This is a genomic window from Vitiosangium sp. GDMCC 1.1324 (genome assembly GCF_003044305.1).
GTDB lineage: Bacteria > Myxococcota > Myxococcia > Myxococcales > Myxococcaceae > Archangium.
Window position 1 is genome coordinate 138264 of the sequence record NZ_PZOX01000009.1, and the last position, 23736, is coordinate 161999.

Consider the following 23736-nt stretch of genomic DNA (forward strand, 5'->3'; position numbering starts at 1 on the left):
CTGTGCGTGTATAGAGTGCGCCGCCTTTTTCCCCAGCAGGGGGCTCAGTCCCTCGGCGCTGGATTTCGTTGATTTCGTTCAGGAAGGTCCTGGCAGTGAGCGACGAGAAGAACGGTTCCGTGGGTTCTGGTGGCGGTGCGGGGGGCTTCGGTCCCAAGAAGCCCAAGGCCACCTTTGGCGATGTGATGCTCGGCATCCCTGCGGGCCGTGGCGGCGAGCGCGAGGAGCGCGGCGGCCGCGACCGGGACCGCGGGGGGTCGGATCGACCGCGCGGCGAGCGGGGCGGCGAGCGTGAGGCCCGCCCGGCGAAGCCGGAGGGCGAGGCGGGTGCCCCTCAGCAGGGCGCTCCGCGTGAGGAGCGCCGGCCGCGTGGCGAGCGTGGAGGCGATCGGGGTGGCCGTGGCGGTGAGCGCGGCGGCAAGGGCGGCGAGCGCCGTCCCCAGGGCCCCATGGTCGTCGTGAAGCGCGCCTCGGGCGCGGTGGAGACGCGTGGCCCGGTGACTCCGGCCCCGGCGTCGACCGCTCCCTCCGAGCCCGCCGCGACGGAGTCCCAGCCCGCCGAGGCGGCCGCTCCGGCGGCGCCAGAGGCTCCGGCCCCCAAGGCTCCGCCCGCGCCCGCACCCCGGACCGCGCTCTTCGAGGAGGTCCCCGAGTCGGAGTCCTTCGCGGAGATGTTCGAGGCGCAGCAGAAGGACGGCGGCGTGCCGGCCCGGCGCTCGGTGCGCATCGGCGAGAAGGTGTCGGGCACCATCTTCCAGCTCGGCGCGGACACGGCCTTCGTGACGCTGTCCAACGCCAAGAGCGAGGCGATGATCGAGCTGCGCGAGCTCAAGGACGACGAGGGTGTGCTGCGCTACGGCGTGGGTGACACCATCGAGGCGCACGTCATCGAGGCGGGCGCCCGAGGCATCCTGCTCAGCCGCGCGCTGGCCAAGGGCAGCGCCAACATGGCGATGCTGGCCGAGGCCCGCGCCTCCGGCATGCCGGTGGAGGGCATGGTCCTCTCCGTGAACAAGGGCGGTGTGGAGGTGGCGATCGGCGACGTGCGCGCCTTCTGCCCCATCAGCCAGCTCGACATCCGCTTCGTGGAGAAGCCGGATCAGTTCATCGGCGAGAAGCTCAAGTTCCGCGTCACCGAGGTGCGGGATCGCAACGTGGTGCTCTCGCGCCGCTCGCTGCTCGAGGAGGAGCAGAAGCAGCTGGCCGCCAAGACTCGCGAGACGCTCTCCGAGGGCAAGGTGGTCAAGGGCAAGGTCACCGGCGTGCGTGACTTCGGCGCCTTCGTGGACCTGGGCGGCGTGGAGGGCATGATCCCCGTCTCCGAGATGTCCTACATGCGCGTGGCTCACCCGAGCGACGTGGTGAAGGTCGGCGACGAGGTGGAGGTGGAGATCCTTCGCATGGAGGCCGCTCAGCCCAACTCGCCGGACAAGGCCAAGCAGAAGGAGCGGATCACCCTCTCCATGCGAGCCCGTCAGGAGGATCCCTTCAAGACGGCGCTCGCGGAGATCAAGGAGGGTGACCGGCTCCAGGGCAAGGTGGTGCGGCTGCAGCCCTTCGGCGCGTTCGTGGAACTGCGTCCGGGCGTGGACGGCCTGGTGCACATCTCCGCGCTCTCCGAGCGCCGCATCGCGCACCCGCGCGACGTGGTGCAGGTGGGCGAGACCATCTGGGTGCAGGTGGAGAAGATCGACGCGAACGACAAGCGCATCGGCCTGCGCCGCATCACCGAGGAGGAGGCCCAGCGCCCCGCCGAGGAGCGTCCGGCTCCGGCGGCCGTCGAGGAGAAGAAGCCCGCCGAGCCTCCCGCGCCTCGCCCGAAGGTGGGCCAGGTGGTGGTGGGCAAGGTGGACCGCATCGAGCCCTACGGCGTGTTCCTCGTGTTCCCGGGCGGCAAGGGTCTCATTCCCGCTTCCGAGACGGGCACCGAGCGCGGCACGGATCTGCGCAAGAAGTTCTCGCTCGGCCAGGAACTGAAGGTGGCCCTCGTGGACATCGACGCCTCCGGGAAGATCCGCCTCTCCATCACCGCCGCCGAGCGGGCCGAGGAGCGCGCGGAAGTCGAGGCGTGGACGAAGAGCCAGCAGCCCGTCGGTGGTGGCAAGAAGGGACTGGGCACCTTCGCCGATCTGTTCAAGCAGAAGCCGGGCAAGTAGCGCGCCGGAATCGCTCGCACGGGGAGCGCGGGGAAGGAAATCCGCGCTCCCGGGCGTCCGATAAAAACAGTTGACGCTCCCGGGGGAGGGCGGTACTAACCCTCCCACTTCGCCGCGGGGTGGAGCAGCCTGGTAGCTCGTCGGGCTCATAACCCGAAGGTCGCAGGTTCAAATCCTGCCCCCGCAACTCAACAGGCCAGAGACCCTGTTGGAAATAATAGACAGAGTCTCTGGTGTTTGACATAGAGCCGCAAACGATATCGCGGGGTGGAGCAGCCTGGTAGCTCGTCGGGCTCATAACCCGAAGGTCGCAGGTTCAAATCCTGCCCCCGCAACTCGTCGACGAGGCCCCGCTGGAGATCAGCCAGCGGGGCTTTGTCATTGAAAGTCTCGGTGTTCGCTGCCGACATCGAGCGGTATCGCGGGGTGGAGCAGCCTGGTAGCTCGTCGGGCTCATAACCCGAAGGTCGCAGGTTCAAATCCTGCCCCCGCAACTCTGCAGATGAAGCCCCGCTGGCGATGAGTCAGCGGGGCTTTGTCGTTTCCGGCATCGGGCTTCAGCCTGTGCGCTCGTGGTGCTCTTCCAGGTACGCCGCGAAGCCCGCCTTGGACTGGATGCGGAACTCGGGCAGGCGCGCGAGCGCCTCGGGCTCGAACGCGTATTGCTCGCACACGAGGCTCGCCCGCAGCGCGTTCTCCGGACCTCCCGTGAAGGGCAGCACCTCGTGCGTCAGGTCTCCCCGGAAGTGCACCAGCATCCCCGGCTTTGGGTGCACCTCGCCCGAGGAGTGGCTTCCACGTGAGAGCACCAGAGCGCCTCCCTTCGCGCCCTCGGGCACGCTCAGGTAGAGCACGCTCACGTGCTTGGGTCTCGCGCCCGGGACTCCGCTCGGCACCTGCAACGTCGCGTCGACGTGCCGGCCCACGCTCCGTCCGGGCTCCAGCAGCAGCAGGTTGAGATAGAAGGCGTTCGGTCTCCGCAGTGCCTTCCTCGAACCGAAGAGCCGCTCGTGCCAGGGCCGCAGCCCGCGCCAGCTCTCCGGGTTCATCACCAGCTCCAGGTAGTCCTGGATGAAGGGAAAGCGCTCCTCCAGCTTCGTCCGCCCCGCCTCCGTGAAGATGAACGCGAAGCCCTTGCTGCCCTGGAATGTCCCCATCAGCGTGCTCCGCGAAACGAAGCGCGACGAGAGCAGGGCATCCCGCAGGACCTCCAGCCTCGCCCCGCTCATGGCTTCGCGATGGGTGACGTACTCGCTCACGCGCGGGAGTCTAGCGGGTTCCGGCCAGGGCTTCGGGCCCGTGTCGCCATCTCCCAGCACCGGACCTCCATGCTCGGGTGCTCCATCCGTTCGAGAAGGACGCAGAGGCCGCACGAGTCCGTAAGGCCCTGCAGCGGTTGGTGACGGCCCTGAAGCGGGGCGTGCCCAAGAAGGCATGCAAGATGCCCGGCTATTAGCCAGACGCGCTCCGTCAACCAGGCCCCACCTCGCTCACAAGGAGACCCTCCAGGAAGGAAATCGGCTGGGAGGATTGTCACAATCCGGCAACCCTGGAATAGACTCCCAGTCACCTTCCTACTTGCAGGCCCGATGACCGAGTTCCTCGCTGCCATCCTCGCCTTCCCGACCGTGCTCTTCACCATCCCCTTGGGGGTGGTCGTTGGCTACTGGCTCACCGTCATGGTGGGCGCCGTGGGCGTCGATCTGCTCGACGGAGACATCGGGGACTTCGCGCTGGGGGCCAAGGCGGGCGCGCTCGAAGGGGGCGTGAAGGGCGCGGTGGAGGGGGGCGCCAAGGCGGCGCTCGAGGGCGGTGCCAAGGCCGCCATGGAAGGGGGCGCCAAGGCGGCGCTCGAGGGCGGCGCCAAGGATGGGGTGTCCTTCCTCGAAGTGCTCGGCTTCGGCGGCGTCCCGGTGACGGTGTCCGTCAGCTTCGTGGTGTTCCTCTCCTGGCTGCTGTCGCTGGCCTTCGCCCACCCGGCCAAGGAGGCGCTCGGCTTCCTGCCTGGCGCGCTCGTCAGCGGAGGTCTCGCGACGCTGTGCCTCGCGGTGGGCCTGGTGCTCGCGGGCCTGGCGGTGCGGCCTCTGCGGCCCATGTTCGCCATCCACCAGGCGCCTCGCCGTGCCGAATTGATGGGCCGCGTCTGTGTCATCGCCAGCGGGAACGTGGACGCCAAGTTTGGTCATGCCACCTTCGAGGATGGCGGCGCTGGTCTCATCCTCCACGTGGTGTGTGACAAGGCCAATGAGCTCAAGCGTGGCCAGAAGGCACTCATCCTCGGTTATGACGCCACTCGAGATGCCTACGAGGTGGAGCCCGTGGACTGGCTGCTCCCCGAGGAAGTGGAGCACTTGAAGGATCCGCTCACTGCCGCAGCGCTTGCCCGAGACAGGGCTCGCACCCGGTAGCAGCTTTCACAGACACTCGCAGTGCCGCGCCGGAGGCTGTTCGCGGGGGGCTCCGGTCGCGTGATAGAAGGTCCCCCGGTCTACTCGTTCGGGAAAACGCACCGACATGGAACTGCCAATCGTCGCATCCGGAATCGTCGGAGGACTCTTCTTCACCTTCTGTGCCGCGTTCATCGTCTCCAGGTTCTACCGGCAGGTGGATCAGGGACGTGCGCTGATCATCAATCCCTTCAAGGGTGAGCCGATCGTCACCTTCACCGGTGCCGTCGTATGGCCCATCATCAACCGGGCCGAGGTGATGGACATCGCCATCAAGACGGTGGACATCGATCGCCGCGGCAAGGAAGGGCTGATCTGCCAGGACAACATCCGTGCGGACATCAAGGTCACCTTCTTCGTCCGGGTGAACAAGACGCGCGAGGACGTGCTCAAGGTCGCCCAGTCCATCGGCTGCGCCCGCGCCAGTGATCAGGAGACCCTCGAGCACCTCTTCGAGGCCAAGTTCTCCGAGGCCCTCAAGACGGCCGGCAAGAAGTTCGACTTCAAGGACCTCTACACCGAGCGCGAGGCCATCAAGGACGAGGTCCTTCGGGTGATCGGCAAGGATCTCAACGGCTACATGCTCGAGGACTGCGCCATCGACTTCCTGGAGCAGACCCCGGTGGAGATGCTGGACAAGGACAACATCCTCGACGCGGAGGGCATCCGGAAGATCACCGAGCTCACCTCGTTGCAGAACATCTCGACCAACGAGTTCCGGCAGAACGAGCGCATGAACATCACCAAGCGCAACGTCGAGTCGGACGAGGCCATCTTCGCCCTCGAGCGCCAGCGCGCCGAGGCGGCCGCCAAGCAGAAGCGCGAGATCGACTCCATCCAGGCCCGTGAGACCGCCGAGGCCGAGCGCGTGAAGGCCGAGGAGTACGCCAAGCAGCAGCTGGCGCGCATCAAGGCCGAGGAGGAGATCCAGATCAACGAGCAGAACAAGAACCGCCAGGTGGAGGTGGCCCAGAAGAACCGTGAGCGCGTGGTGGGCGTGGAGTCCGAGCGCGTGGAGAAGGACCGCTCGCTCGAGGCCATCAATCGCGAGCGCGAGGTGGAGCTGTCGCGCATCGGCAAGGAGAAGCAGCTCGAGGCAGAGAAGAAGGCCATCGCCGACGTGGTGCGCGCCCGCATCGCCGTGGAGAAGACGGTGGCCGAGGAGGAGGAGCGCATCAAGGATCTGCGCGTGAAGGCCGAGGCCACGCGCCGCAAGGACGCGCTGCTCATCACCGCCGAGGCCCAGGCGCAGGAGAAGCTCGTCAAGGACATCAAGGCCGCCGAGGCCAGCAACGAGGTGTCCAAGTACACCGCCAAGGAGAAGCTCACCCTGGCCGAGGCCGAGCTGCAGGCCGCCGACATGACGGCCAAGGCGAAGATGCGTCTGTCCGAGGGCATCCAGGCCGAGGAGGCCGCTCATGGGCTCGCCGAGGTGCGCGTGAAGGAGGCGGACGCGCTGGCCGTCGAGAAGCAGGGCATGGCCACGGTGCGCGTGAAGGAGGCCGAGGCCGCCGTCATCGAGAAGCAGGGCGTGGCGCAGGCCGCCGTCCTCAAGGAGCGGGGCCTGGCCGAGGCGCTCGCCGCCAAGGAGCGGGGCCTGGCCGAGGCCGCCGCCGCCCGCGAGAAGCTGCTCGCCGAGGCCGTGGGTGAGAAGGAGCGGGGTCTGGCTCGCGCGAGCATTGGCGAGGCCGAGGCCCAGGCCATCCAGAAGCGCGGCGAGGCCGAGGCCGTCGCCATCCGCGAGAAGCTGCTCGCCGAGGCCAAGGCCATCGAGGAGAAGCTGCTCGCCGAGGCTCGTGGTCTGGCCGAGAAGGCCGAGTCCATGAAGCTGCTCCAGGGCGCCACCCGCGAGCACGAGGAGTTCCGCCTGCGCCTGCAGAAGGAGCGCGACGTGGAGCTGGCCTCCATCCAGGTCCGCAAGGACATCGCCGCGTCCCAGGCGCTGGTGCTCTCCGAGGCGCTCGGCAAGGCCAAGGTCAACATCGTCGGCGGCGACGGCCAGTTCTTCGAGCGCTTCATCAAGGCCATCACCGTGGGCCAGTCCCTGGACGGCGCGCTCGACCAGAGCGAGACGCTGCGCAAGGCCTTCGCGGGCTACCTCAACGGCGAGAAGGATCTGCCCGCGGACCTGAAGGAGATCCTCTCCAAGCCGGGCCTCACCAGCGACGCGCAGAACCTGGCCATGGCCGCCCTGCTGCACCGCATGGCGCCCAGCCCCGCCGCCGCCGCTGCCTCCAACCTCAAGTCGCTCGTGGAGGCCGAGCCGGCCCCCGAGAAGACCCAGGGCTGAGCAGGGCAGTCGTCCCCCGGTCACTCGCCGCGCCTCATGAATCCGGGGCGCGGTGACACGGTTTGAAGACCCTCACCCCTGTCCTCCGCTGGAGGGCGGGGGCTCCATTTCCCGGTGAACTGACGATGGCAACTGAAAGCCCCACTCCCGCGTCGGGCGAGGCCACGCTGGAGGGCGGTAGCTACGAGGTCATCCGTGCGCGCCTGCTGTCCCAGGCCGAGGCGCTCGGCTCCAAGGCCACGGACCTCAACGAGCGGCGCAAGAAGCTCTTCGGCGGTACCGAGCTCACCGTCATCGGCAACGAGCGCGTCCGCACCGAGAACAACTGCGTCCCGCGCGACATCGTCGGCATCGGGAAGTACCTGCTCTTCGGCTACAACGTCTTCATCGGCCTGAAGAAGGAGACGGCCGTCGCGGACGTCTTCTCGCTGCACAAGTTCGAGAAGACCGCCGAGGGCTTCGACTTCTCCCAGGTGCCGTCCTCCGAGGCCGGCGGGTTCCTGCAGGACCCGCGCTTCGTCAAGGACTTCGGCGAGCTCTACAAGTACTACAAGGACGCGAAGCTCCTTCAGCTCCGCCGCAATGAGACCAAGCTCCTGGCCATCTTCCAGACGGGCCAGTCCGAGCGCGACATCAAGGTCTTCCGCTTCGCGCTCGATGTGGAGGGCAACGCCACCTACATCGACAACCAGGGCGAGCGCGATCACGTCTTCCCTCCGTCCCACGACTTCGAGTGGAAGGTGGCCACGCGCGAGGACTACGTGCTCGGGCAGCACCCGCACGTCAACGTGCTGGACCAGGTCTTCGTTGAGACGGTGAAGGGCGACCTCACCGTCAAGGTGGAGAACAACACCGCGGACGGTCTGGGCATCTACCGCGAGCCGGTGGAGGACCCGGATCAGTCACTCGATGACGCCGAGTTCGCCTACGCCCAGGTGGGCGCGCTCATCCTCCTGCGCGTCCTGCCCTTCCGCGAGCAGAAGTACCGCTACCTCGTCTTCAATACCCGCACCCAGCACGTGGTGCGCATCGACGCCATCGGCCAGGCCTGCATCCGCCTCCCCGAGGACCAGGGCATCGTCTTCCCGGGCGGCTACTACCTGCAGACGGGCGACTTCAAGGTCTTCGAGGGCATTGGCGAGGGCCTGCGCTTCATGCGCGCCATCCGCTCGCCCAACGGCGAGGACGTCCTCTACGTCTTCTTCCGCAACGACGAGGGCGCCTACGTCCTCTTCCCATACAACCTCGTGCGCAAGGAGGTGCAGAACCCGCTGCTCGGCAACGGCTTCAGCCTCTTCGCCGACGGGCGCATGGTGGTGTTCCGATCCACCTCCAACGAGCCCACTCGCGTGCACCCCATGCAGGTGTGGCAGACGCCTTTCGTCTCCGCCGAGCACGCCGCGAAGATGCCGCCCGCCCCCGGCTACCTCGGCAAGGTGGGCAACGCCGAGCTCGTGCGCGGCATCTCCGATGCGCTGACGCTCGTGCGCATGGCCCGTTCGGACAAGCCCTCGCGCCGCACCTACGAGGACCTCGCCGCCGCGGCCACGCGCATGCTCGATGCCTTCTACTGGCTCGGGCACGAGGAGACGTCGCTCCAGGAGGGGATTGAGACCCTGCGCCGCACCTCCGAGCTCATCATCGATGAGTTCGAGAAGGTGCTCGCCTTGCGCAAGCGCGCGACCGACGCCATCACGACCGCCCAGGCGGCCCAGGAGCAGGTGCTGCTGCGCGTGCGGCCCGAGGAACTCCAGAGCGCCGAGGGTTTCATGAATGCCCTCTCGGATCTGCGCAAGCAGCGCGGCCAGCTCATCACCCTCAAGGAGATCCGCTACATCGACGTGGCGCGGCTCGAGGCTCTCGAGAAACAGGTCATCGAGGAGACCGACCGTGTCAGCGCGGATGCCGTGCAGTTCCTCCAGCGCGGCGAGGCGCTCCAGCCCCTGGCCGAGCGACTGGACGTGCTGTTGCAGAAGCTGGAGCCCATCCAGACGACGACGGAGTTGGCCCCGCTCGGCGAGGACATCGAGCAGGTGGGCAAGGGCCTGGAGGTGCTGAGCGAGACGGTGGGCGGCCTGCAGGTGGGCGATCCGCTGGCGCGCGCTCGCATCCTCGAGGGCATCTCCGAGCTGTTCTCCCGCCTCAACCGCGTGCGCGCGGGCCTCAACGTCAAGCGCAAGGAATTGGTGGGCCGCGAGAAGCGGGCCGAGTTCGGTGCCCAGTTCAAGCTGCTCGGCCAGGCGGTGGAGAGCGCGCTGTCCGTGGCGGACTCGCCGGAGAAGTGCGACGAGGGCCTGTCACGCCTCACCGTGCAACTGGAGGAGATGGAGGGGCGCTTCGGCGAGTTCGACGAGTTCCTCGGCCAGCTCACCCAGAAGCGCGAGGAGCTTCTCGAGGCCTTCGGACAGAAGAAGCAGGCGCTGGTGGACGAGCGCCAGCGCCGCGCGCAGAACCTCTTTGGCGCTGCCGAGCGCATCCTCACCGGCGTCAACCGCCGCGCGAAGTCCTTCAAGGACGAGGACGAGCTCAACGCCTACTTCGCGTCCGACTCGATGGTGCAGAAGCTGCGGCAGCTCGCGCAGCAACTGCTCGAGCTCCAGGACAGCGTGCGCTCGGACGAGGTGCTCAGCCGGGTGAAGACGGCGCGCCAGGACGCCCTGCGCGCGCTGCGAGACCGGAACGACCTCTACGAGGAGGGCTCGGGCGCCCCGGTCATCAAGTTCGGCAAGCACCGCTTCAACGTCAACACCCAGCCGTTGGATCTGACGCTGGTGCCGCGCGATGGCGCGCTCTACCTGCAGCTCACCGGCACGGACTACGCCCAGAAGCTGGAGGACCCGGAGCTGGAGAAGTACCGCGAGCTCTGGGAGCAGCACGTCGTCTCCGAGACGCCCCAGGTGTACCGCTCCGAGTACCTCGCCGCGCAGGTGCTGCTGGACGCGGAGGAGGGGAAGGGGAGCGTGACGCTGGCGGCGCTGCACCAGGCGGTGCTGGAGCAGAACGGGCTGCTGGAGAAGGTGCGCGCGTACTCGGCGGACCGGTACGACGAGGGATACGAGCGCGGCATCCACGACGTGGACGCGGCGGCCATCCTGGAGAAGCTGCTCGCGATGCACACCGGGGCGGGGCTGCTTCGCTTCGCGCCCACGCCGCGAGCCTGGGCGGCCCTCTTCTGGGCCTTCGGCGGCGAGGGCGAGGAGAAGACGCTACTCCACCGCCGCGCGCGCAGCCTGCACCGGCTCCGCGTGGCCTTCGGCGAGTCGGCGGAGTTGGTGGTTCTCGGCAACGAGGCCGGTGAGCGCATTGGCGCCTTCCTGAAGGCCTCGGGCGTGCAATGTGGCCCCGCGGAGGCCCGGCTCGCCGGGCGCTACCTGGTCGAGGAGCTGGGCGTGGACAGGCCCCGCTTCACCACCAGCGGCGAGGCGGTGGCGCTCAAGGACGCGCTGCTGTCGCAACTGGACAGGGCGGGGACGCGCTCGGCGTTCGAGGACGACCTGCGCGGACTGGAGAAGAACCTCCCCGAGCGCCTGCGAGTGGTGCGCGCGTGGGTGGAGGCATACCTGGCCCGGCGCGAGGGCGGCCCGGGCGCGGCGGCCCACGTGGCAGTGGAGGCCGCGGTGGTGCTGCTCACCGAGCGTAAGCTGGATCGCGAGGTGGCGGGTGCCCTCACGTCCACCGAGGTGACGGGGATGCTGGGCCAGCACCCGCGCATCCAAGACCGGAAGCTGCCGCTGCGGCTCGACGAGTTCCTCGCCCGGCTGAGCGACTACCGGCAGGTGCGCGTGCCGGCCTATCACGTCTACCGGGCGATGCTGAGGGACATCCTGGAGCGCGAGCGCCGCCGGCTGCGCCTGGAGGAGTTCACGCCGAAGGTGCTGTCGTCCTTCGTGCGAAACAAGCTCATCGACGAGGTGTACCTGCCGCTCATTGGCGCCAACCTGGCCAAGCAGCTCGGCTCGGCGGGCGAGAACAAGCGCACGGACCGCATGGGCATGCTGCTGCTCATGTCGCCTCCGGGCTACGGCAAGACGACGCTGATGGAGTACGTGGCCAGCCGGCTAGGGCTCACCTTCGTGAAGGTGAACGGCCCCGCGCTGGGCCACTCGGTGAAGTCGTTGGATCCGGCCGAGGCCCCGAATGCCACGGCTCGCCAGGAGGTGGAGCGCATCAACCTGTCCTTCGAGATGGGCAACAACGTGATGCTCTACCTCGACGACATCCAGCACACGGACCCCGAGCTGCTCCAGAAGTTCATCTCGCTGTGCGACGGCCAGCGCCGGGTCGAGGGCGTGTGGAACGGCAAGACGCGCACCTATGACCTGCGCGGCAAGAAGTTCTGCGTGGTGATGGCCGGCAACCCGTACACCGAGACGGGCGAGCGCTTCCGCATTCCGGACATGCTCGCCAACCGCGCGGACACCTACAACCTGGGTGACATCCTCGACGGCAAGGAGGACCTGTTCGCGCTGAGCTACGTCGAGAACGCGCTCACGTCGAACGGAGCGCTGGCGCCGCTCGCCACTCGCGAGCCGGGTGACATCTACAAGCTCATCCGCATGGCGAAGGGCGAGGAGGTGCCCACCGGCGAGCTGTCCTACGGCTACGCGGCGGCGGAGCTGCAAGAGATTGTGGCGGTGTTCCAGCGGCTGTTCCGAGTGCAGCAGGTGCTGCTGAAGGTGAACCTGCAATACATCGCCTCGGCGGCGCAGGACGAGCGCTTCCGGACGGAGCCCGCGTTCAAGTTGCAGGGCAGCTACCGCAACATGAACAAGGTCACCGAGAAGGTGGTCGCGGCGATGACGGACGACGAGCTGGAGCGGCTCATCGACGATCACTATCAGGGCGAATCGCAGACACTCACCACGGCGGCTGAGCAGAACCTGCTCAAGCTGCAGGAGCTGCGCGGGCGGCTGACACCGGAGAAGGCGAAGCGCTGGGAGGAGATCAAGCAGGGCTTCGCGCGGGTGAAGCGGATGGGCGGGAAGGAGGACGATCCGGTGGCCCGGGTGACGGGACAGCTCAGTGCCATCGAGGAGCAGCTCGGCTCGGTGGCGGGGGCGGTGGTGCGGGCGGCGGAGGTGGCAAGCCAGCCGTCGGGTCCGAGCCCGGTGGCCGAGGTGACGCCGCGGCTGGAGGCCCTGCGCGAGGCGTTGCTGGAGCTGGCGCGGAGGGAGACACCTGCGCCGGTGGTGCAGGTGTCTCCGGGGACGGACCTGACGCCGTACCTGCAACACCTGGCGAAGATGCTGAAGGCGCTGGCCGAGCGCTCGGTAGCGGCGCCGGCGCAGACGGCGGACCTGGGCCCGGTGATGGAGCAACTCACACAGGCGGTGAGGACCATGGCGGAGCGCCAGCCGGTGGCCGCCGCGCCTGTTTCGGCACCGCCCGCGGACCTGGGGCGATACATGGAGCAGATGTCCCAGGCGGTGAAGGTGATGGCGGAGCGGACGCCCGCGCAGTCACTGCAACGGGCGGCTGCGGCGCCACTGCCTGCGGACGTGGGCCGGCAGTTGGTGCTGGTGGAGAGCGCGCTGGCGCCGCTGGAGCGGCTGGCGAAGCGGACACTGCAGAGTGGCGAGGAGAGCCTCAAGGCGATGCAGGTCTGGCAGGCCGTCACCGAGGCGCTGGAACTGCTCCAGGCCATGCAGCGCCCGGTGGGTTGAGGCACCCGACCCGAGCCAACAACCCCGCTTCCTCTTCGGAAAGGGAGCGGGTGAGGGGAGCCATGCGCCCGGGACAGCTCAGTCGTCGTCTGGCTGCTCGGTGCGCTTCAACTCCTCCAGCGGGGGCCTGCGAACCAGCACCCGGAGCCCGCTGTCGCGCGAGTACCCGACGGAGTAGCTCTGGCCGGCGATCTCCACCCGAGCACCGTGGGGAGGCCTCGGGTGGGCGCTCAGCCAAGTATCTGCTTCCTGCCGGGTTCCAAAGGAGCAGAGCGGGAGAGTGGGCTCTTCTGAATCAACATTCCCGAGGAACCGCTCGAAGCTGTGCAACTGGCCGCTCTCAAAGTCGAACGTCTTCCTCAGGAGTTCCGCCCAGTCCACTCGCGGCGTCCTCTCCTTCTTCGGCTCCTTCCTGGCCGCTGTCTGTTGGGCGGGTGGGTCCGGCAGTCGCACCGTGCCGGGGGCCGGCAGGCGCCCCTCCGCGGCCTCCCGCGCCAGCGTGAGCAGTTGCTCGGGCGAGCGGGGGTATGCTGGGGGTGGCAGCGCGCCTCCGCGTAGTCCACGTGCTCGAAGCTCCCGGCCGACGCGCTCGTCAGCGAGTAGAGCGAGAAGGGGGCCGACTCGAAGGCGTAGCGGATGGGCTGGGACAGGTCCTCCCGCAGTGGAAGCTTCCGTGGTGACCGGCCACTGCCGCGTCACGTGCGAGAGGCTGCACGGGATGCGCAGCGCGGGCCCTTCACCCCCGACGATGCGCGCCGCCTCCCCCTCGGCGCCGGCACCGGCGAAGAGCGCGAGCTCCCCGGGCCCGGTCACCTGCGCGAAGGCGAAGCGCCCCTGGCCGACGGGAAGGGCGAGCACGTCCCCTTTCGTCGCGCGTGCGGGCCGGGCGGGAGAGTCCTTCGGAGCAGCCAGACGCTGCTTCAGCTCCGCGAGCTGCCGCGCGAGCTCCTCCAGGTGGCCGCAGGACGACCTTCTCCTCGCGCTCAATGATATCGAGGCGGAGGATCTGCGCGGTCGAAACGTCGGGCTCAGCCGGATCTGCTCAAGGTTCGGGGTGGACTACCCGATCAGGCAGACCGGCTACGCTCGCAGCAACCGGCGCTTCTACTTGGATCCCGATGTCGCGAAGACGGTCATTGAGCTCACGAAGAAGGAGCACCCCTGACTCGCAGAGTCAGGCGAGGGCGCTGCGCTGTCGCTATCGTACAAGGACAGCTGGATCAAAGACGGCTGGATCGTCGAACACGTCCCAGCCAATTGACTCGAACGCGCTCCAATTGAACTTGTAGTTCAACGGGGGCAGCTCTCCATAACGCAGAACGTACGTGAGGAGGAGGCGGCCCTCGAGAGCGTAAGCGGTGTCCTTCGACGACGTCGGAGACCAGCGGACCCGCAGATTCGACAACGGAAAATACCGGTTGAAGTGGAAGAACGCATACCTCCACCCGGCCATGTGCCCAGTCTTGCCCCGGTTCATGGCGCATTTGCGGAAGCTCTCGAGTCGGCTGCGCAGCGTCGCTACACCTTCTCCTGCCTCACCGATGTCCAAGATGCCAAGGTCATCCGCACCGGCAGCTCTGGCGATGCGTGTTCCTGCGGAGATGACGTAGGCGCCGGGCTGAGCAGGAACGTCTTCAGGGCTCACGCTCGCCAGCGGCGTCCATTCTGTCCAGCCTGACCAATCGAAGTCTCGATATTGGGCCAGTCGGTCGATAGTCTTCAGCATGAGTATCCCCCAGGTTGCTGGGCTTCTCGGGATGGCGGCGGCGGGAATCGAACCCGCCACTCGCAACTTCTGGCTAGAGCGCTCCAACTCGGTCGAGCGCCGTTTCCGTAAGACTGCCTAGCACGGCAGTGCCCCTATCTCTCCTATGCGAATGGGTGGCACCCTACCCCAAGAATGGGTCCAGGCAAGCTTCAGGCGCAGCACCTTCACGATCGAGACGAGCGAGCCGATGAGCAGCACCATGGCCCAGATGAGCGCGAGCATGGCGACGACGATGGCCCCCATCGCGTCCATGATGACAGAGGCTCGTGCTGCAAGCCTCCATTCTGCGGAAACGAGTGAGGGCCTACTCAGCATCGCATGGAGCCTGTAGGATTGACCGCCCTCAAGAGACATGGGGTTCATCATGACCGACAGGGACATCTCACACACTGCAGGCGACCATCATTAGACGAGCTCTCTCATGACTGTATCCGCTGGAGCGCGAAAGCTGTTGATCCATGAACTCTTACAGGCGCTTTCAACACTCTCTGGCGTGGAGTGGGAGCCACTTGCACACCGACTGACTGAGCGCATGGCGGGGGTGAAGCTGCGCCACCGGGGACAGGGCGTCGCCGGAAATCCGCTGGGTTATACGCTCGATAGCTACTCGGATAACGGCACCATCGCCGCAGAGTATGGGACTGAGGCGGGCTACTTCAAGGATCTCCAGAAGCCGAAGCGCGACTTCGAGCACGTTCGCAAACTTTTGCCTTCTGCTGAGATCATCTACCTCCTCAGCAATCAGACCGCGACTGCCAGCAGAGAGATGGAACTCCTCAACTGGCACGTGGAGGTTGCCTCCACGGAGGGAATCTTGCTGTATGTGCTGACCGCTCGCGACATTGCGGAGTTCATCGTCGACAACGTCCTTGAGAGCGACGCCTTCGCCGAGGAGATTGGCGATCACTTTGAACCCCTGCGGCGGCTCCGTGAGCTTCATGCGGCATCGAACCTGGTGCCGGGCGCTTCGAGCGGCGTCGTGGCGCGGAAGAATGTGGAGGAGAGAATCCAGGAACTCCTGGAGGCTCATCAGGTCGTCCTGTTGTCAGGAATCAGCGGCATCGGCAAATCAGAGTCGGCCATCGCCGTTGCCAATGCGCTCCGTCAGGATTTTGACTGGAGTATCTGGACGAGCGGTCTGAAGATCCGGAGCGCTGCAGACTTGCGCTCGGTGGATGTGACGCGCCGCGGCTTGCAACACAACCTGCTGGGCATGCTGTCCAACCGCTCGTGTCTGCTCATTCTCGATGACCTTCAAACTGAGGCTCCGATAGAGCAGGTCCTTGGTGAGCTCAAGGCGAGTTGTGGCCCTTCTGCGCGAGTGATCGTCACTTCGCAGCTCACCGCGAGCAGGCCTTTCACCATCGAGATGCCCCTCCTTGAAGAGTCGGAGGCCAGGACTCTTCTGGAGTATGATGCGCCAAAGTGTCCGGACTCCGTGTTTCGCGCGATCTGGGCGGCCGTCGGAGGCCATCCGATGGCACTGCGCCTGCTCAATGGCTCCGCGCGCGAAGGAGGGACCTGGTCAGACACGTTGGCCGATGCTCAACAGGTGGGCAAGCTGGCCGTTCTCGAGAAGGCCGTCCGCTTGGTGGATCTCGTCTTTGCTCGCTGGCACTCGGTCGTGGAGGATGTGCTCGCGTTGTTCAAATGGTGCGGCAGCGCCAGGGTTCACGCGGAGTTCGCCAGGAAGGCGGTCGGCCCGAACGCCATTCTGACGCTACGAAGGCTGGGGATGATCGCCACCGATCAGCCCGACACGATCCGACTGCACGACATCGTCTGGTCGAGCCTGCCAGACCTTGCTCCCCCACTCTCGGTTCCAGAGGAGCGCTTCGAGCAGGCCCTGGATACGTACGTGAGAACTCTTGCCGCTGATGACGCTCAGACCTTGGCCCTGAATCATCTGGCGAGGGTGCATCAGTCGCTGCTCTACAGGCTTACGTTCTCCCCTCGTCGTCGCGATGGACATCTCTATGCCTGGTTGCACCGTCGTGGCTTGGAGGCTGACACGCCAGACATGATCCCGGAGCCGCAAGAGTACGTAGAGCGGGCCTTGCGGAATCCCGCTGACGATTTCGCCGCCCAGGTCGCGGCCGAGCTGGCGGAGGCTGTCGTGTTCCTCTCGAAGGACAAGGCGGTTACGCCCGAGCAGCAGCAGGTGCTCCTGCAGCCGTTCGACGCATTGATCGCGAGCCCTGACATCGCCTCCTCCGCGAAGAACCATGTGCGGCATCACAGGGCCAAAGCGCTCAAGCGGATGGGACAATACGAGGAAGCAGTGACTGAGCTGGAGGCGCTGCTCTCCGAACTCGGGGAAGCAGGGACTCCCCCTGCGACCCGACTCCTTCTGGCGCGAACGCTCACGGAACTGCCGAAGGGCTCGCCCGTCAAGAACCCGGGGGGACGAGCGAAGGCGTTGCTGCTGAGCCTGCTTGAGGACGCGAAGGAGCACCCTGCGGGAGCGAGCGCATCGGTGACCCTCGCCGCGGCAGAGTTGCTCCGGCGCAGCGTCGTTGGCGTCGAAGTCGTGAGCGTCATCCCGGAGTTCTCGGAGCTGCTGGAGTCTCTCATTGTCGCGGCCACTAGGCGAGGTTTGGAGCAGGGGCCGCTGACATTCGCCGCGTTGGCAACCGCTTGGCAAGCGGCGGATGAAGAGGCGTTCTGGCGCATCTTCAAGGCTATGCCCATCCCGTCACTGGAGAGCATCACGAGAGACAGTGAGCTGGTCGCATGGGGTGAGATCCTTGTCGCTGCCGCGGAGCATGATCAGGAGGGCAGCAAAGGGCTGTTGGAGGAGGCGCTGACCTTCTTCTCCAAATCGACGAGCCACTACGCCCAGACGCACGCAGCGGACGTGCTGATCAAGTTGGAGAGAGCTCCCGAAGCAGTCGCCCTCCTGACGAAGTTGCTGGGTCAGCCGCTGAAGACGAATGAGAAGGCTTGGACTCTCTTCCGGCTCTCGCAGGCGCACGAGAAAGCGGGAGAGCTCGGTGAGGCATGCAAGGTGGCGGAACAAGCAGTGGCATGCCTTCCTGTCGACAACAAGCATCATGCCAGGTTCGTAGAGCGGCATGCGAAGCTGTTGTCGGCTCTGGATGATCGGAAGTTCCCTGAGTAGACCTGTTGGGCATCCGGGGGCCGACCGGGTGGTGGCGCGGTACGCGCGCTCTGGTAGCGTGCTGCGAGGGCATGGCGACGCCGAACGAGTTCATCGACTTCGAGCTGGAGCGGGGCGCCACGGCGCGCTGCTTGTCCGGGAATGGGGGCCGTCAGGTACGCCAGCACTTGGCGCCTGCCTCCACATCTCACGCAGGCGAACACGTCCAAGATGAAATGGAGTGCAAGCAAAGCGAAGTGAATCGACTCCATGTCCTCGCGAGAGCGAACATGAGCACGCGCTTGGTCGAGAGCAGCAAGGGCCTCATCCACGAGGGGGATTGTAGTCTGACGGGTCGCGATTGCTTCGATGTTCTCGGGAACACGCAGCAGGAATCGGACTCCACGTTCCGGCGAGTAGCCGACAGAGTACCGGGTGCCGGCAATAGCCGCTCCGTGCTCATGGCGAGGATCCATCGGCTGCTGTAACCATGCCTCGGCCTGCTCTCGTGTGCCAAAAGAAGGGAACGAGGCAGGAGACGCGTCTGGGTTGAAACAAGCCAGGTAGTCCTCAAGGTTGTGCAGGTGACCACTGCCCCAGATGAAATGGAGCGCGAGTGAAGCCGTCCTGAGTGGCTCCTGACCTGGCGAGAAGCCCATCTCCTCCTGGAGTCTCTGGAGGACAACACAGGCTACGTCGATGTCGAGGTGCATGAGATGAGCTTCCGAGAGATGTGTCTGTGATTGGTTTCCGGCAATATGGTCTCAATTACTGGCCAGCCAGTGCGCCAGTCCCTTTTCGAGATCAGCCAGTGCCGCATCGAGGGTCAGGTAGGTGGCTTTCCCCTCCCACGCCATGCCTCCCTCATCGAGTGCCTGGACGAACGCGCCACTTCCCTCCGTGTGCCCCAATGTTATCCAGCCTCGCTCCCATACCCAGTAGGCGATCGAGGGGTAGTGCGCCATCACCCCAGCGCTTGGCGGTGCCTTCCGTGTCTGGGTCGAACGCCGGGGCTTGGACTGCTTGCGCTCATCGCGCACCGACGCCAGCCACTCGCTCGACGAGCGCCCGTAGAGTCGGCGGCACCAGAAATCAGCGATCTCCTCCACCAGGGGCGCCGACCGGGGGACGAGCCCCCAAGGGGCGCGGGAGTCGTATCGCTCAGCGAAGTGTCGTGCCGCGCGATAGGCCCAGGACTGCATCTCCGCTGGGGACAGCACTCCTTCCAGTGCGTCCTCCACGATGAGCAGAGAGGGGTTCGTGATGATGCGTACGTATCCCCATGACCCCGGCTCGTAGGTGTCCTGGACGTGACGGATCTCGAACAAGAGTTTTCGTAGGCGTGTGGCATCTCGCGCCGAGGATGACTTGATGTACCGCCACAAGGTTGTGACGGCGTCCTTGGCGAGCTGCTGCTGGCGCGCCCACTCCTTTGGGGGCACATGGTGGGGGCGCTTGCGTCTCACCAACTGATCACGTGCGGAGCCTGCGAGGTGCACGAGGAAGTGGGCGCCATCGCGTTCGTCCTGACAGAGAGCCTTGAGTAGCGTCAGCCGGGTCACCGGGAAGTCCTGCCCCTTGCGCAGCGCTCTGGCCATCTCGGCCAGGCTGCGGACCCGGTTGGCGAGCGACTTCCTTTTCTCACTCGTGCTCTGCGCCACGGGAGCCTCTGATAATGGTCCGCCGTGCTTACACTACTTTCTTGGTTTCGTTGCACGCACTGCTTCCAGAGGTAGCTCGGTACGAGACACGGACTACTTTGTGGGATGGTCTACCCGTTGGGAGAAGTGCTTTCCGAGGCCCCGGGCCTCCGGTTACCCTGCGCCCCCGAGCGCGCACCGGTGGGCCCGCTCACCCCCGTTCCCCCTGTCCCCCCACTCGTCCCGCCCGCCCGAGCTTCAGAGGTCCCCCGCAATGTCCCGCGCCACCCCCGATTTCGATCCCGCGTCCGTGGACGTGGAGGGCTTCCTTCGCGACATCCGCGCTCTTCGCGCCGAGATCGATGCCTCCGTCAGCGAAGAGGACCTCAGGCACCTGCGGCGCATCGAGGGTTGGGGTCGCACGGCCACCGTGCTCGGCCTGGCCACATGCTGGATCGCGCCCAACCCGCTGAGCGCCGTCGCGCTGAGCCTCGGCCGCTCCACGCGCTGGTTGCTCATGCACCACGTGGGGCACCGCGGCTACGACCGCGTCCCCGGCGCCCCCGTCGAGCGCACCAGCAAGGGCTTCGCCAAGGGCAAGCGCCGCTTCCTCGACTGGTTCGACTGGATGCTCCCCGAGGCCTGGGTCTTCGAGCACAACGTGCTTCACCACTCGCATACCGGTGAGGACGCGGATCCGGACCTCCTCGAGCGCAACGCCGAGGGCACCCTGCGCAGCCCCGACCGCCCGCTCGCCCTGCGCTACCTCCAACTCTCGTTGCTCGCCATCACCTGGCGTGCCAGCTACTACGCTCCGGAGACGCTCGCCTCGCTCCGGCGCAAGCACCGCCCCGACAGCCCGCTCACCCGCGAGGAGTGGCGCGAGGTGCTGCGCAGCGGCTACGCCCCCTACATCGCCTGGAACTTCGTCCTGTTGCCCGCGCTCTTCCTGCCCCTGGGCGCGTGGGCCTCGTTCAGCGCCCTGTGCAACTCGCTCATGGCCGAGGTGCTCACCAACCTGCACACCTTCCTCGTCGTGGGCCCCAACCACACTGGCGAGGACCTCTACCGCTTCGACTCCTCCCCCGAGGGCAAGGGCGAGCGCTACCTCCAGCAGGTGATCGGCAGCGCCAACTACCGCACCGGTGGCGACCTGAACGACTACCTCCACCTGTGGCTCAACTACCAGATCGAGCACCACGTCTTCCCCGACCTGTCCATGCTCCAGTACCAGCGCGTGCAGCCCAAGGTGCTCGCGCTGTGCGAGAAGTACGGCATCCCCTACGTGCAGGAGAGCGTCTGGACTCGCGCCCGGAAGATGGTGGACGTCGTCGTGGGCAAGAGCTCCATGCGGCGGCTCGCGCCTCGTGAGGCGGCCTCGGCTCCCGGTCCGCTCCCCGAAGTGGCGTGATAGGGTGCGCCCCCGTGCACACCATCTTCGTCATGATCAAGTGTGAGCTGGGGCAGACCTACAAGACTGCGGCGATGATCGCCGACCAGGTCGACGAGGCCTCCGAGGTCTACTCCACCTCGGGTGGGTACGATCTGCTGGCCCGGTTCCACCTCGACAAGGACCAGGACATCGGCCGCTTCGTCACCGAGCGCATCCAGACGCTTCCCGGCGTCAAGGACACCTACACCATCACCACGTTCAAGGCGTTCTGAGCGCGCGGCGACGGAGCCACCTCCCGGCTTCGGTTCGGGCAACTGGTAGGACCATCGGACCAGTTGGCGCGAAACGCGCCCGGAGGGGTCTCCTCCCGCCGGGGGTCGGGTCATGATCAGCAAGGACAACGCCGAGCACTACGTCTGGGGCCAGGGCTGCGACGGGTGGCATCTGCTCAAGCGGCCCGATGTCAGCGTCATCCACGAGCGCATGCCTCCGGGCACCCAGGAGGTGCGCCACTATCACCGCAACGCCCGGCAGCTCTTCTTCGTGTTGTCCGGCCGCGCCACGCTCGAGGTGGGAGGCCGCCGCGAGCAACTGGCTCCGCACCAGGCGCTGGAGGTGGAGCCGGGAGTCGCCCACCAGGTGTTCAATGAGGGCCCGGAGCCGCTGGAGATCCTCGTCATCTCGTGCCCTCCCAGCCACGGGGATCGCGTCTCCGCGCCCTGAGGGGCTGAGCTCCGTCGTCCCACTCCTGGCCCGGCGGTGCTCCGCCTCGCCGGAAGACGGCACGCTGTTGCCCTGAGAACACAGGGACTGCCCCCTCAGGTGAGGTCGGAGTGCCAACGCAAAGTGTCACCGCCATAATTGCGCTCACACCGCACGTTCGGGTTTCTTATGGAACGGCCCCTGTTCCAGCCACTCCGGGTGAATCCGGCGGATTCCGACAATCTGTTTATTCCAGTGAAACAGGAAAAGTGTGCATTGGGGTAAAGGGTTGTGCATGATGTGAGGCGCAAGTGATTTGGGGCCGGCCCGGAGCCCTGGGGGGAATCGAAGGAGGAATGCGCGTGACCATGTCGACCACCCCCATCCGTTTCCTGCTCTACCCGTCACTCGGGGAGGTGCGGGAGCACGTGCGCGTCGAGCTCTTCGGGCGGGCGCTGTCGGAGCGGTTGGGCCGGCCGGTGGTGATGGAGCTCGCGCCCACGTACGAGGCCCTGGAGGCGGAGCTGGCCGCGGGCCGGGTGGACATGGCGTGGGGCACGGCCGAGCAGTGCAATGCCTTCGAGCCGCAGGCTCGGGCGGTGCTGCGCGCGGTGCGCTCGGGGAGCTGCTACTACCACGCGGCCCTGGTGTGCCGCTCGGACGAGCCGCTCACGCTGGAGACGCTCCAGGGCAAGCGGGCCGCCTGGGTGGCTCCGCGCTCCACGGGTGGGCACCTGCTGCCGGTGCGCTTCCTGGAGTCCCAAGGCGTGCGCCCGGACGATGTCTTCTCCGAGCAGCGCTTCCTCGGCACCTACCGCAGGGCCCTCCAGGCCGTGCTCGCGGGCGAGGCGGATGTCGCCTCCGTCTTCTCCAACCACCCGGACGAGTGCGCCATGCGGGCCACCCTGGCCTCCTATGTGGGGGCGGATGAGCCCAAGCTCGCCACGTTCCTCTTCACCGGGCCCACCCTGGCCGACGGCATCATCCTCACCCGGCGCCTGTCCGAGGCGGATGCCGCGCAACTGGTGTCCGTCCTCACGCGGATGAACACGGACGGCTCCGGCCTGGAGATGTTGATGGGGCCCTTCCGGGTGGAGGGCTTCGTCCTGCCGCCGGAGGCTCGGGAGCGGCTCGCGGAGCCGCGGCGGGGGCGCGACGCGGAGTACGTCGTGGCGGAGTTGGACGGGGAGGAGCGCTGCCAGCGGCTGTGGTCGCCCACGGGCAGGGTCTTCGGCCGGGAGGTGAGTGGCGCCGAGGGGCGGACGCTGGTGGAGGTGCTGGGGCCTGAGGCGGGGGAGCCGCTGCGGGCGCTGGTGCGCGCGGTACGCCACGGTGGCGCGGGGGGCCGGATGGAGTACCGCCTGGAGGTGGAGGGAGAGACGCGCTGGTACGCGGCGGAGATCACCCCGTGCGCGCCCGTTGCCGGCGAGACGCAGCCGCGCCTGGGCCTGATGGTGCGCGACGTGACAGGGCTGCGCTCGCTGGAGGAGCCGCTGTACCGTCTGGCCTCCTTCCCGTTGCTGCACCCCGAGCCCCTGCTGGAGCTGGGCATGGACGGGGAGCTGCGCTTTGGCAACCCGGCCACGCACAAGGCCTTCCCGGAGTTGCTGGTCCAGGGCGCGGCGCACCCGATGGTCCGGGCGGCGCTGCAATGGGCCTGGCGGGGCGCTCCCGCGGGAGAGCCCGCGCCCACGGTGCACCTGGACGGCCGGTATTGGGAGCTGACGGTGGCGCAGCTGTGGGATCCGCCGGGTCTGCGGGTGTTCGCCCGGGACGTGACGTTGCGCAAGCAGATGGAGGCGCGGCTCATCCAGGCGGATCGGCTGTCGGCGCTGGGCTCGCTGTCGGCGGCGGTGGGGCACGAGATGAACAACCCGTTGGCCTTCATGCTGGCCAACCTGTCCTTCGCTCGCGAGGAGCTGGAGCGCCTGAGTGAGTCCCTGCGTGAGAAGGGCGACGCCGTGACGCGGGAGATGGACGACGTGCTCGAGGCCTTGTCCGAGACGGCGGAAGGGGCGCTGCGGCTCAAGCACATCGTGCAGGATCTGCGGACGCTCTCGCGCAAGCCCCCGGAGCACCACGCGCGGGTGCAGGTACAGCCGGTGCTGGAGAACGCCCTGAAGCTCATCCGCGGCGAGCTGCACCTCCGGGCGCGGCTGGAGCGGGACTTCCACGAGATTCCAGCGGTGGACGCGGACGAGGCCCGGTTGAGCCAGCTCTTCCTCAACCTGCTGATCAACGCGGTGCAGTCGATGGACCCGGGGGAGGTGGCGAACAACGTGCTGCGGGTCGCCGCCTATACCGGCGAGGACGGCCAGGTGGTGGTGGAGGTACAGGACACGGGCAGGGGACTGCCACCTGAGGCGCTCTCGCGCATCTTCGAGCCCTTCGTCGCCTCGCGGCCTGGCAGCACGGGCCTGGGGCTGTCGGTGAGTCACGCCATCGTGACGAGCCTGGGCGGCACCCTGCGCGCGGAGAGCCGCGAGGGACGGGGCACGCTGCTCATCATCACGCTGCCCGCGGCATGCGGCGAGGTGGCCCAGCCCCAGTTGGCCCGGCTGACCGGCTAGGGACGCG

15 protein-coding genes and 3 tRNA genes are annotated in these 23736 nt (G+C 67.1%); 13 read left to right on the top strand and 5 right to left on the bottom strand.

All coding sequences use genetic code 11. The annotated features are described in order from the left end of the window. Positions 1–95 precede the first annotated feature (95 nt). The 4 genes from DAT35_RS26035 to DAT35_RS26050 all read left to right on the top strand — a co-directional run bounded on the left by DAT35_RS26035 (position 96) and on the right by DAT35_RS26050 (position 2650). Positions 96–2156: a S1 RNA-binding domain-containing protein gene (locus DAT35_RS26035; RefSeq protein WP_108069856.1), complete on the top strand. Its 2061-nt coding sequence runs from the start codon at positions 96–98 to the stop codon at positions 2154–2156. A gap of 113 nt (positions 2157–2269) precedes the next feature. Beyond that, positions 2270–2343, top strand: a tRNA-Met gene (locus DAT35_RS26040). A gap of 74 nt (positions 2344–2417) precedes the next feature. Next, positions 2418–2491 (top strand) — tRNA-Met (locus DAT35_RS26045). Between the two features lie 85 nt (positions 2492–2576). Continuing rightward, positions 2577–2650, top strand: a tRNA-Met gene (locus DAT35_RS26050). Positions 2651–2713: 63 nt separating this feature from the next. On the opposite strand, the gene DAT35_RS26055 is transcribed toward DAT35_RS26050, so the two are convergent. Beyond that, the gene (locus DAT35_RS26055; RefSeq protein ID WP_108070291.1) at positions 2714–3415 is read right to left on the bottom strand and encodes a 2OG-Fe(II) oxygenase; all 702 of its coding nucleotides are present in this window, start codon (positions 3413–3415) and stop codon (positions 2714–2716) included. 330 nt (positions 3416–3745) lie between these two features. Here DAT35_RS26055 and DAT35_RS26060 point away from each other — a divergent pair, with 330 nt between their 5' ends. The 3 genes from DAT35_RS26060 (at position 3746) to DAT35_RS26070 (ending at position 12556) form a co-directional block, all read left to right on the top strand. Next, positions 3746–4564, top strand: a complete 819-nt coding sequence (locus DAT35_RS26060) for a hypothetical protein (RefSeq protein ID WP_108069857.1) — start codon at positions 3746–3748, stop codon at positions 4562–4564. A 106-nt stretch (positions 4565–4670) separates the two neighbouring features. Further along, complete coding sequence (locus tag DAT35_RS26065; RefSeq protein WP_108069858.1) at positions 4671–6893, top strand: hypothetical protein; 2223 nt, start codon at positions 4671–4673, stop codon at positions 6891–6893. Positions 6894–7018: 125 nt separating this feature from the next. After that, positions 7019–12556, top strand: a complete 5538-nt coding sequence (locus DAT35_RS26070; protein WP_108069859.1) for a DNA repair ATPase — start codon at positions 7019–7021, stop codon at positions 12554–12556. A gap of 78 nt (positions 12557–12634) precedes the next feature. Here the strand turns inward: DAT35_RS26070 and DAT35_RS26075 are convergent, their stop codons facing one another. The 3 genes from DAT35_RS26075 to DAT35_RS59125 form a co-directional block, all read right to left on the bottom strand. After that, the gene (locus tag DAT35_RS26075; RefSeq protein ID WP_108069860.1) at positions 12635–13543 is read right to left on the bottom strand and encodes a hypothetical protein; all 909 of its coding nucleotides are present in this window, start codon (positions 13541–13543) and stop codon (positions 12635–12637) included. A gap of 211 nt (positions 13544–13754) precedes the next feature. After that, positions 13755–14282 carry a hypothetical protein gene (locus DAT35_RS26080; RefSeq protein WP_108069861.1) on the bottom strand — a complete coding sequence of 176 codons (528 nt, stop codon included), beginning with the start codon at positions 14280–14282 and terminating at the stop codon, positions 13755–13757. A 117-nt stretch (positions 14283–14399) separates the two neighbouring features. Continuing rightward, entirely contained in the window at positions 14400–14576 is a 177-nt protein-coding gene (locus DAT35_RS59125) for a hypothetical protein (protein WP_158501876.1), read from the bottom strand. A gap of 199 nt (positions 14577–14775) precedes the next feature. Between DAT35_RS59125 and DAT35_RS26090 the strand changes: the two genes are divergently transcribed. Together DAT35_RS26090 and DAT35_RS59130 are read left to right on the top strand one after the other, a co-directional pair. Next, positions 14776–17445 (top strand): ATP-binding protein, encoded by a 2670-nt coding sequence (locus DAT35_RS26090; protein WP_146209886.1) that lies wholly within the window; start codon positions 14776–14778, stop codon positions 17443–17445. Between the two features lie 269 nt (positions 17446–17714). Next, complete coding sequence (locus tag DAT35_RS59130) at positions 17715–17912, top strand: hypothetical protein (RefSeq protein WP_158501877.1); 198 nt, start codon at positions 17715–17717, stop codon at positions 17910–17912. A 276-nt stretch (positions 17913–18188) separates the two neighbouring features. On the opposite strand, the gene DAT35_RS60015 is transcribed toward DAT35_RS59130, so the two are convergent. Then, on the bottom strand, positions 18189–19085 hold the full coding sequence (locus DAT35_RS60015; RefSeq protein WP_199243001.1) for a hypothetical protein: 897 nt from the start codon (positions 19083–19085) through the stop codon (positions 18189–18191). Positions 19086–19338: 253 nt separating this feature from the next. Between DAT35_RS60015 and DAT35_RS26105 the strand changes: the two genes are divergently transcribed. The 4 genes from DAT35_RS26105 (at position 19339) to DAT35_RS26120 (ending at position 23729) form a co-directional block, all read left to right on the top strand. Continuing rightward, the gene (locus DAT35_RS26105; RefSeq protein ID WP_108069865.1) at positions 19339–20475 is read left to right on the top strand and encodes a fatty acid desaturase; all 1137 of its coding nucleotides are present in this window, start codon (positions 19339–19341) and stop codon (positions 20473–20475) included. Between the two features lie 14 nt (positions 20476–20489). Then, complete coding sequence (locus tag DAT35_RS26110) at positions 20490–20729, top strand: Lrp/AsnC ligand binding domain-containing protein (RefSeq protein ID WP_043407764.1); 240 nt, start codon at positions 20490–20492, stop codon at positions 20727–20729. Between the two features lie 112 nt (positions 20730–20841). Continuing rightward, entirely contained in the window at positions 20842–21180 is a 339-nt protein-coding gene (locus DAT35_RS26115; RefSeq protein WP_108069866.1) for a cupin domain-containing protein, read from the top strand. A 347-nt stretch (positions 21181–21527) separates the two neighbouring features. Then, positions 21528–23729 (top strand): PhnD/SsuA/transferrin family substrate-binding protein, encoded by a 2202-nt coding sequence (locus DAT35_RS26120; protein WP_233261710.1) that lies wholly within the window; start codon positions 21528–21530, stop codon positions 23727–23729. Positions 23730–23736: the final 7 nt, after the last annotated feature.

Bases quoted from the DNA above. Each gene is read 5' to 3' on its own strand.
- DAT35_RS26060 (WP_108069857.1), top strand. From the start codon at position 3,746: ATGACCGAGTTCCTCGCTGCCATCCTCGCCTTCCCGACCGTGCTCTTC.
- DAT35_RS26065 (WP_108069858.1), top strand. From the start codon at position 4,671: ATGGAACTGCCAATCGTCGCATCCGGAATCGTCGGAGGACTCTTCTTC.
- DAT35_RS26070 (WP_108069859.1), top strand. From the start codon at position 7,019: ATGGCAACTGAAAGCCCCACTCCCGCGTCGGGCGAGGCCACGCTGGAG.
- DAT35_RS26080 (WP_108069861.1), bottom strand. From the start codon at position 14,282: ATGCTGAAGACTATCGACCGACTGGCCCAATATCGAGACTTCGATTGG.
- DAT35_RS59125 (WP_158501876.1), bottom strand. From the start codon at position 14,576: ATGGACGCGATGGGGGCCATCGTCGTCGCCATGCTCGCGCTCATCTGG.
- DAT35_RS59130 (WP_158501877.1), top strand. From the start codon at position 17,715: ATGAGCACGCGCTTGGTCGAGAGCAGCAAGGGCCTCATCCACGAGGGG.
- DAT35_RS26105 (WP_108069865.1), top strand. From the start codon at position 19,339: ATGTCCCGCGCCACCCCCGATTTCGATCCCGCGTCCGTGGACGTGGAG.
- DAT35_RS26115 (WP_108069866.1), top strand. From the start codon at position 20,842: ATGATCAGCAAGGACAACGCCGAGCACTACGTCTGGGGCCAGGGCTGC.
- DAT35_RS26120 (WP_233261710.1), top strand. From the start codon at position 21,528: ATGTCGACCACCCCCATCCGTTTCCTGCTCTACCCGTCACTCGGGGAG.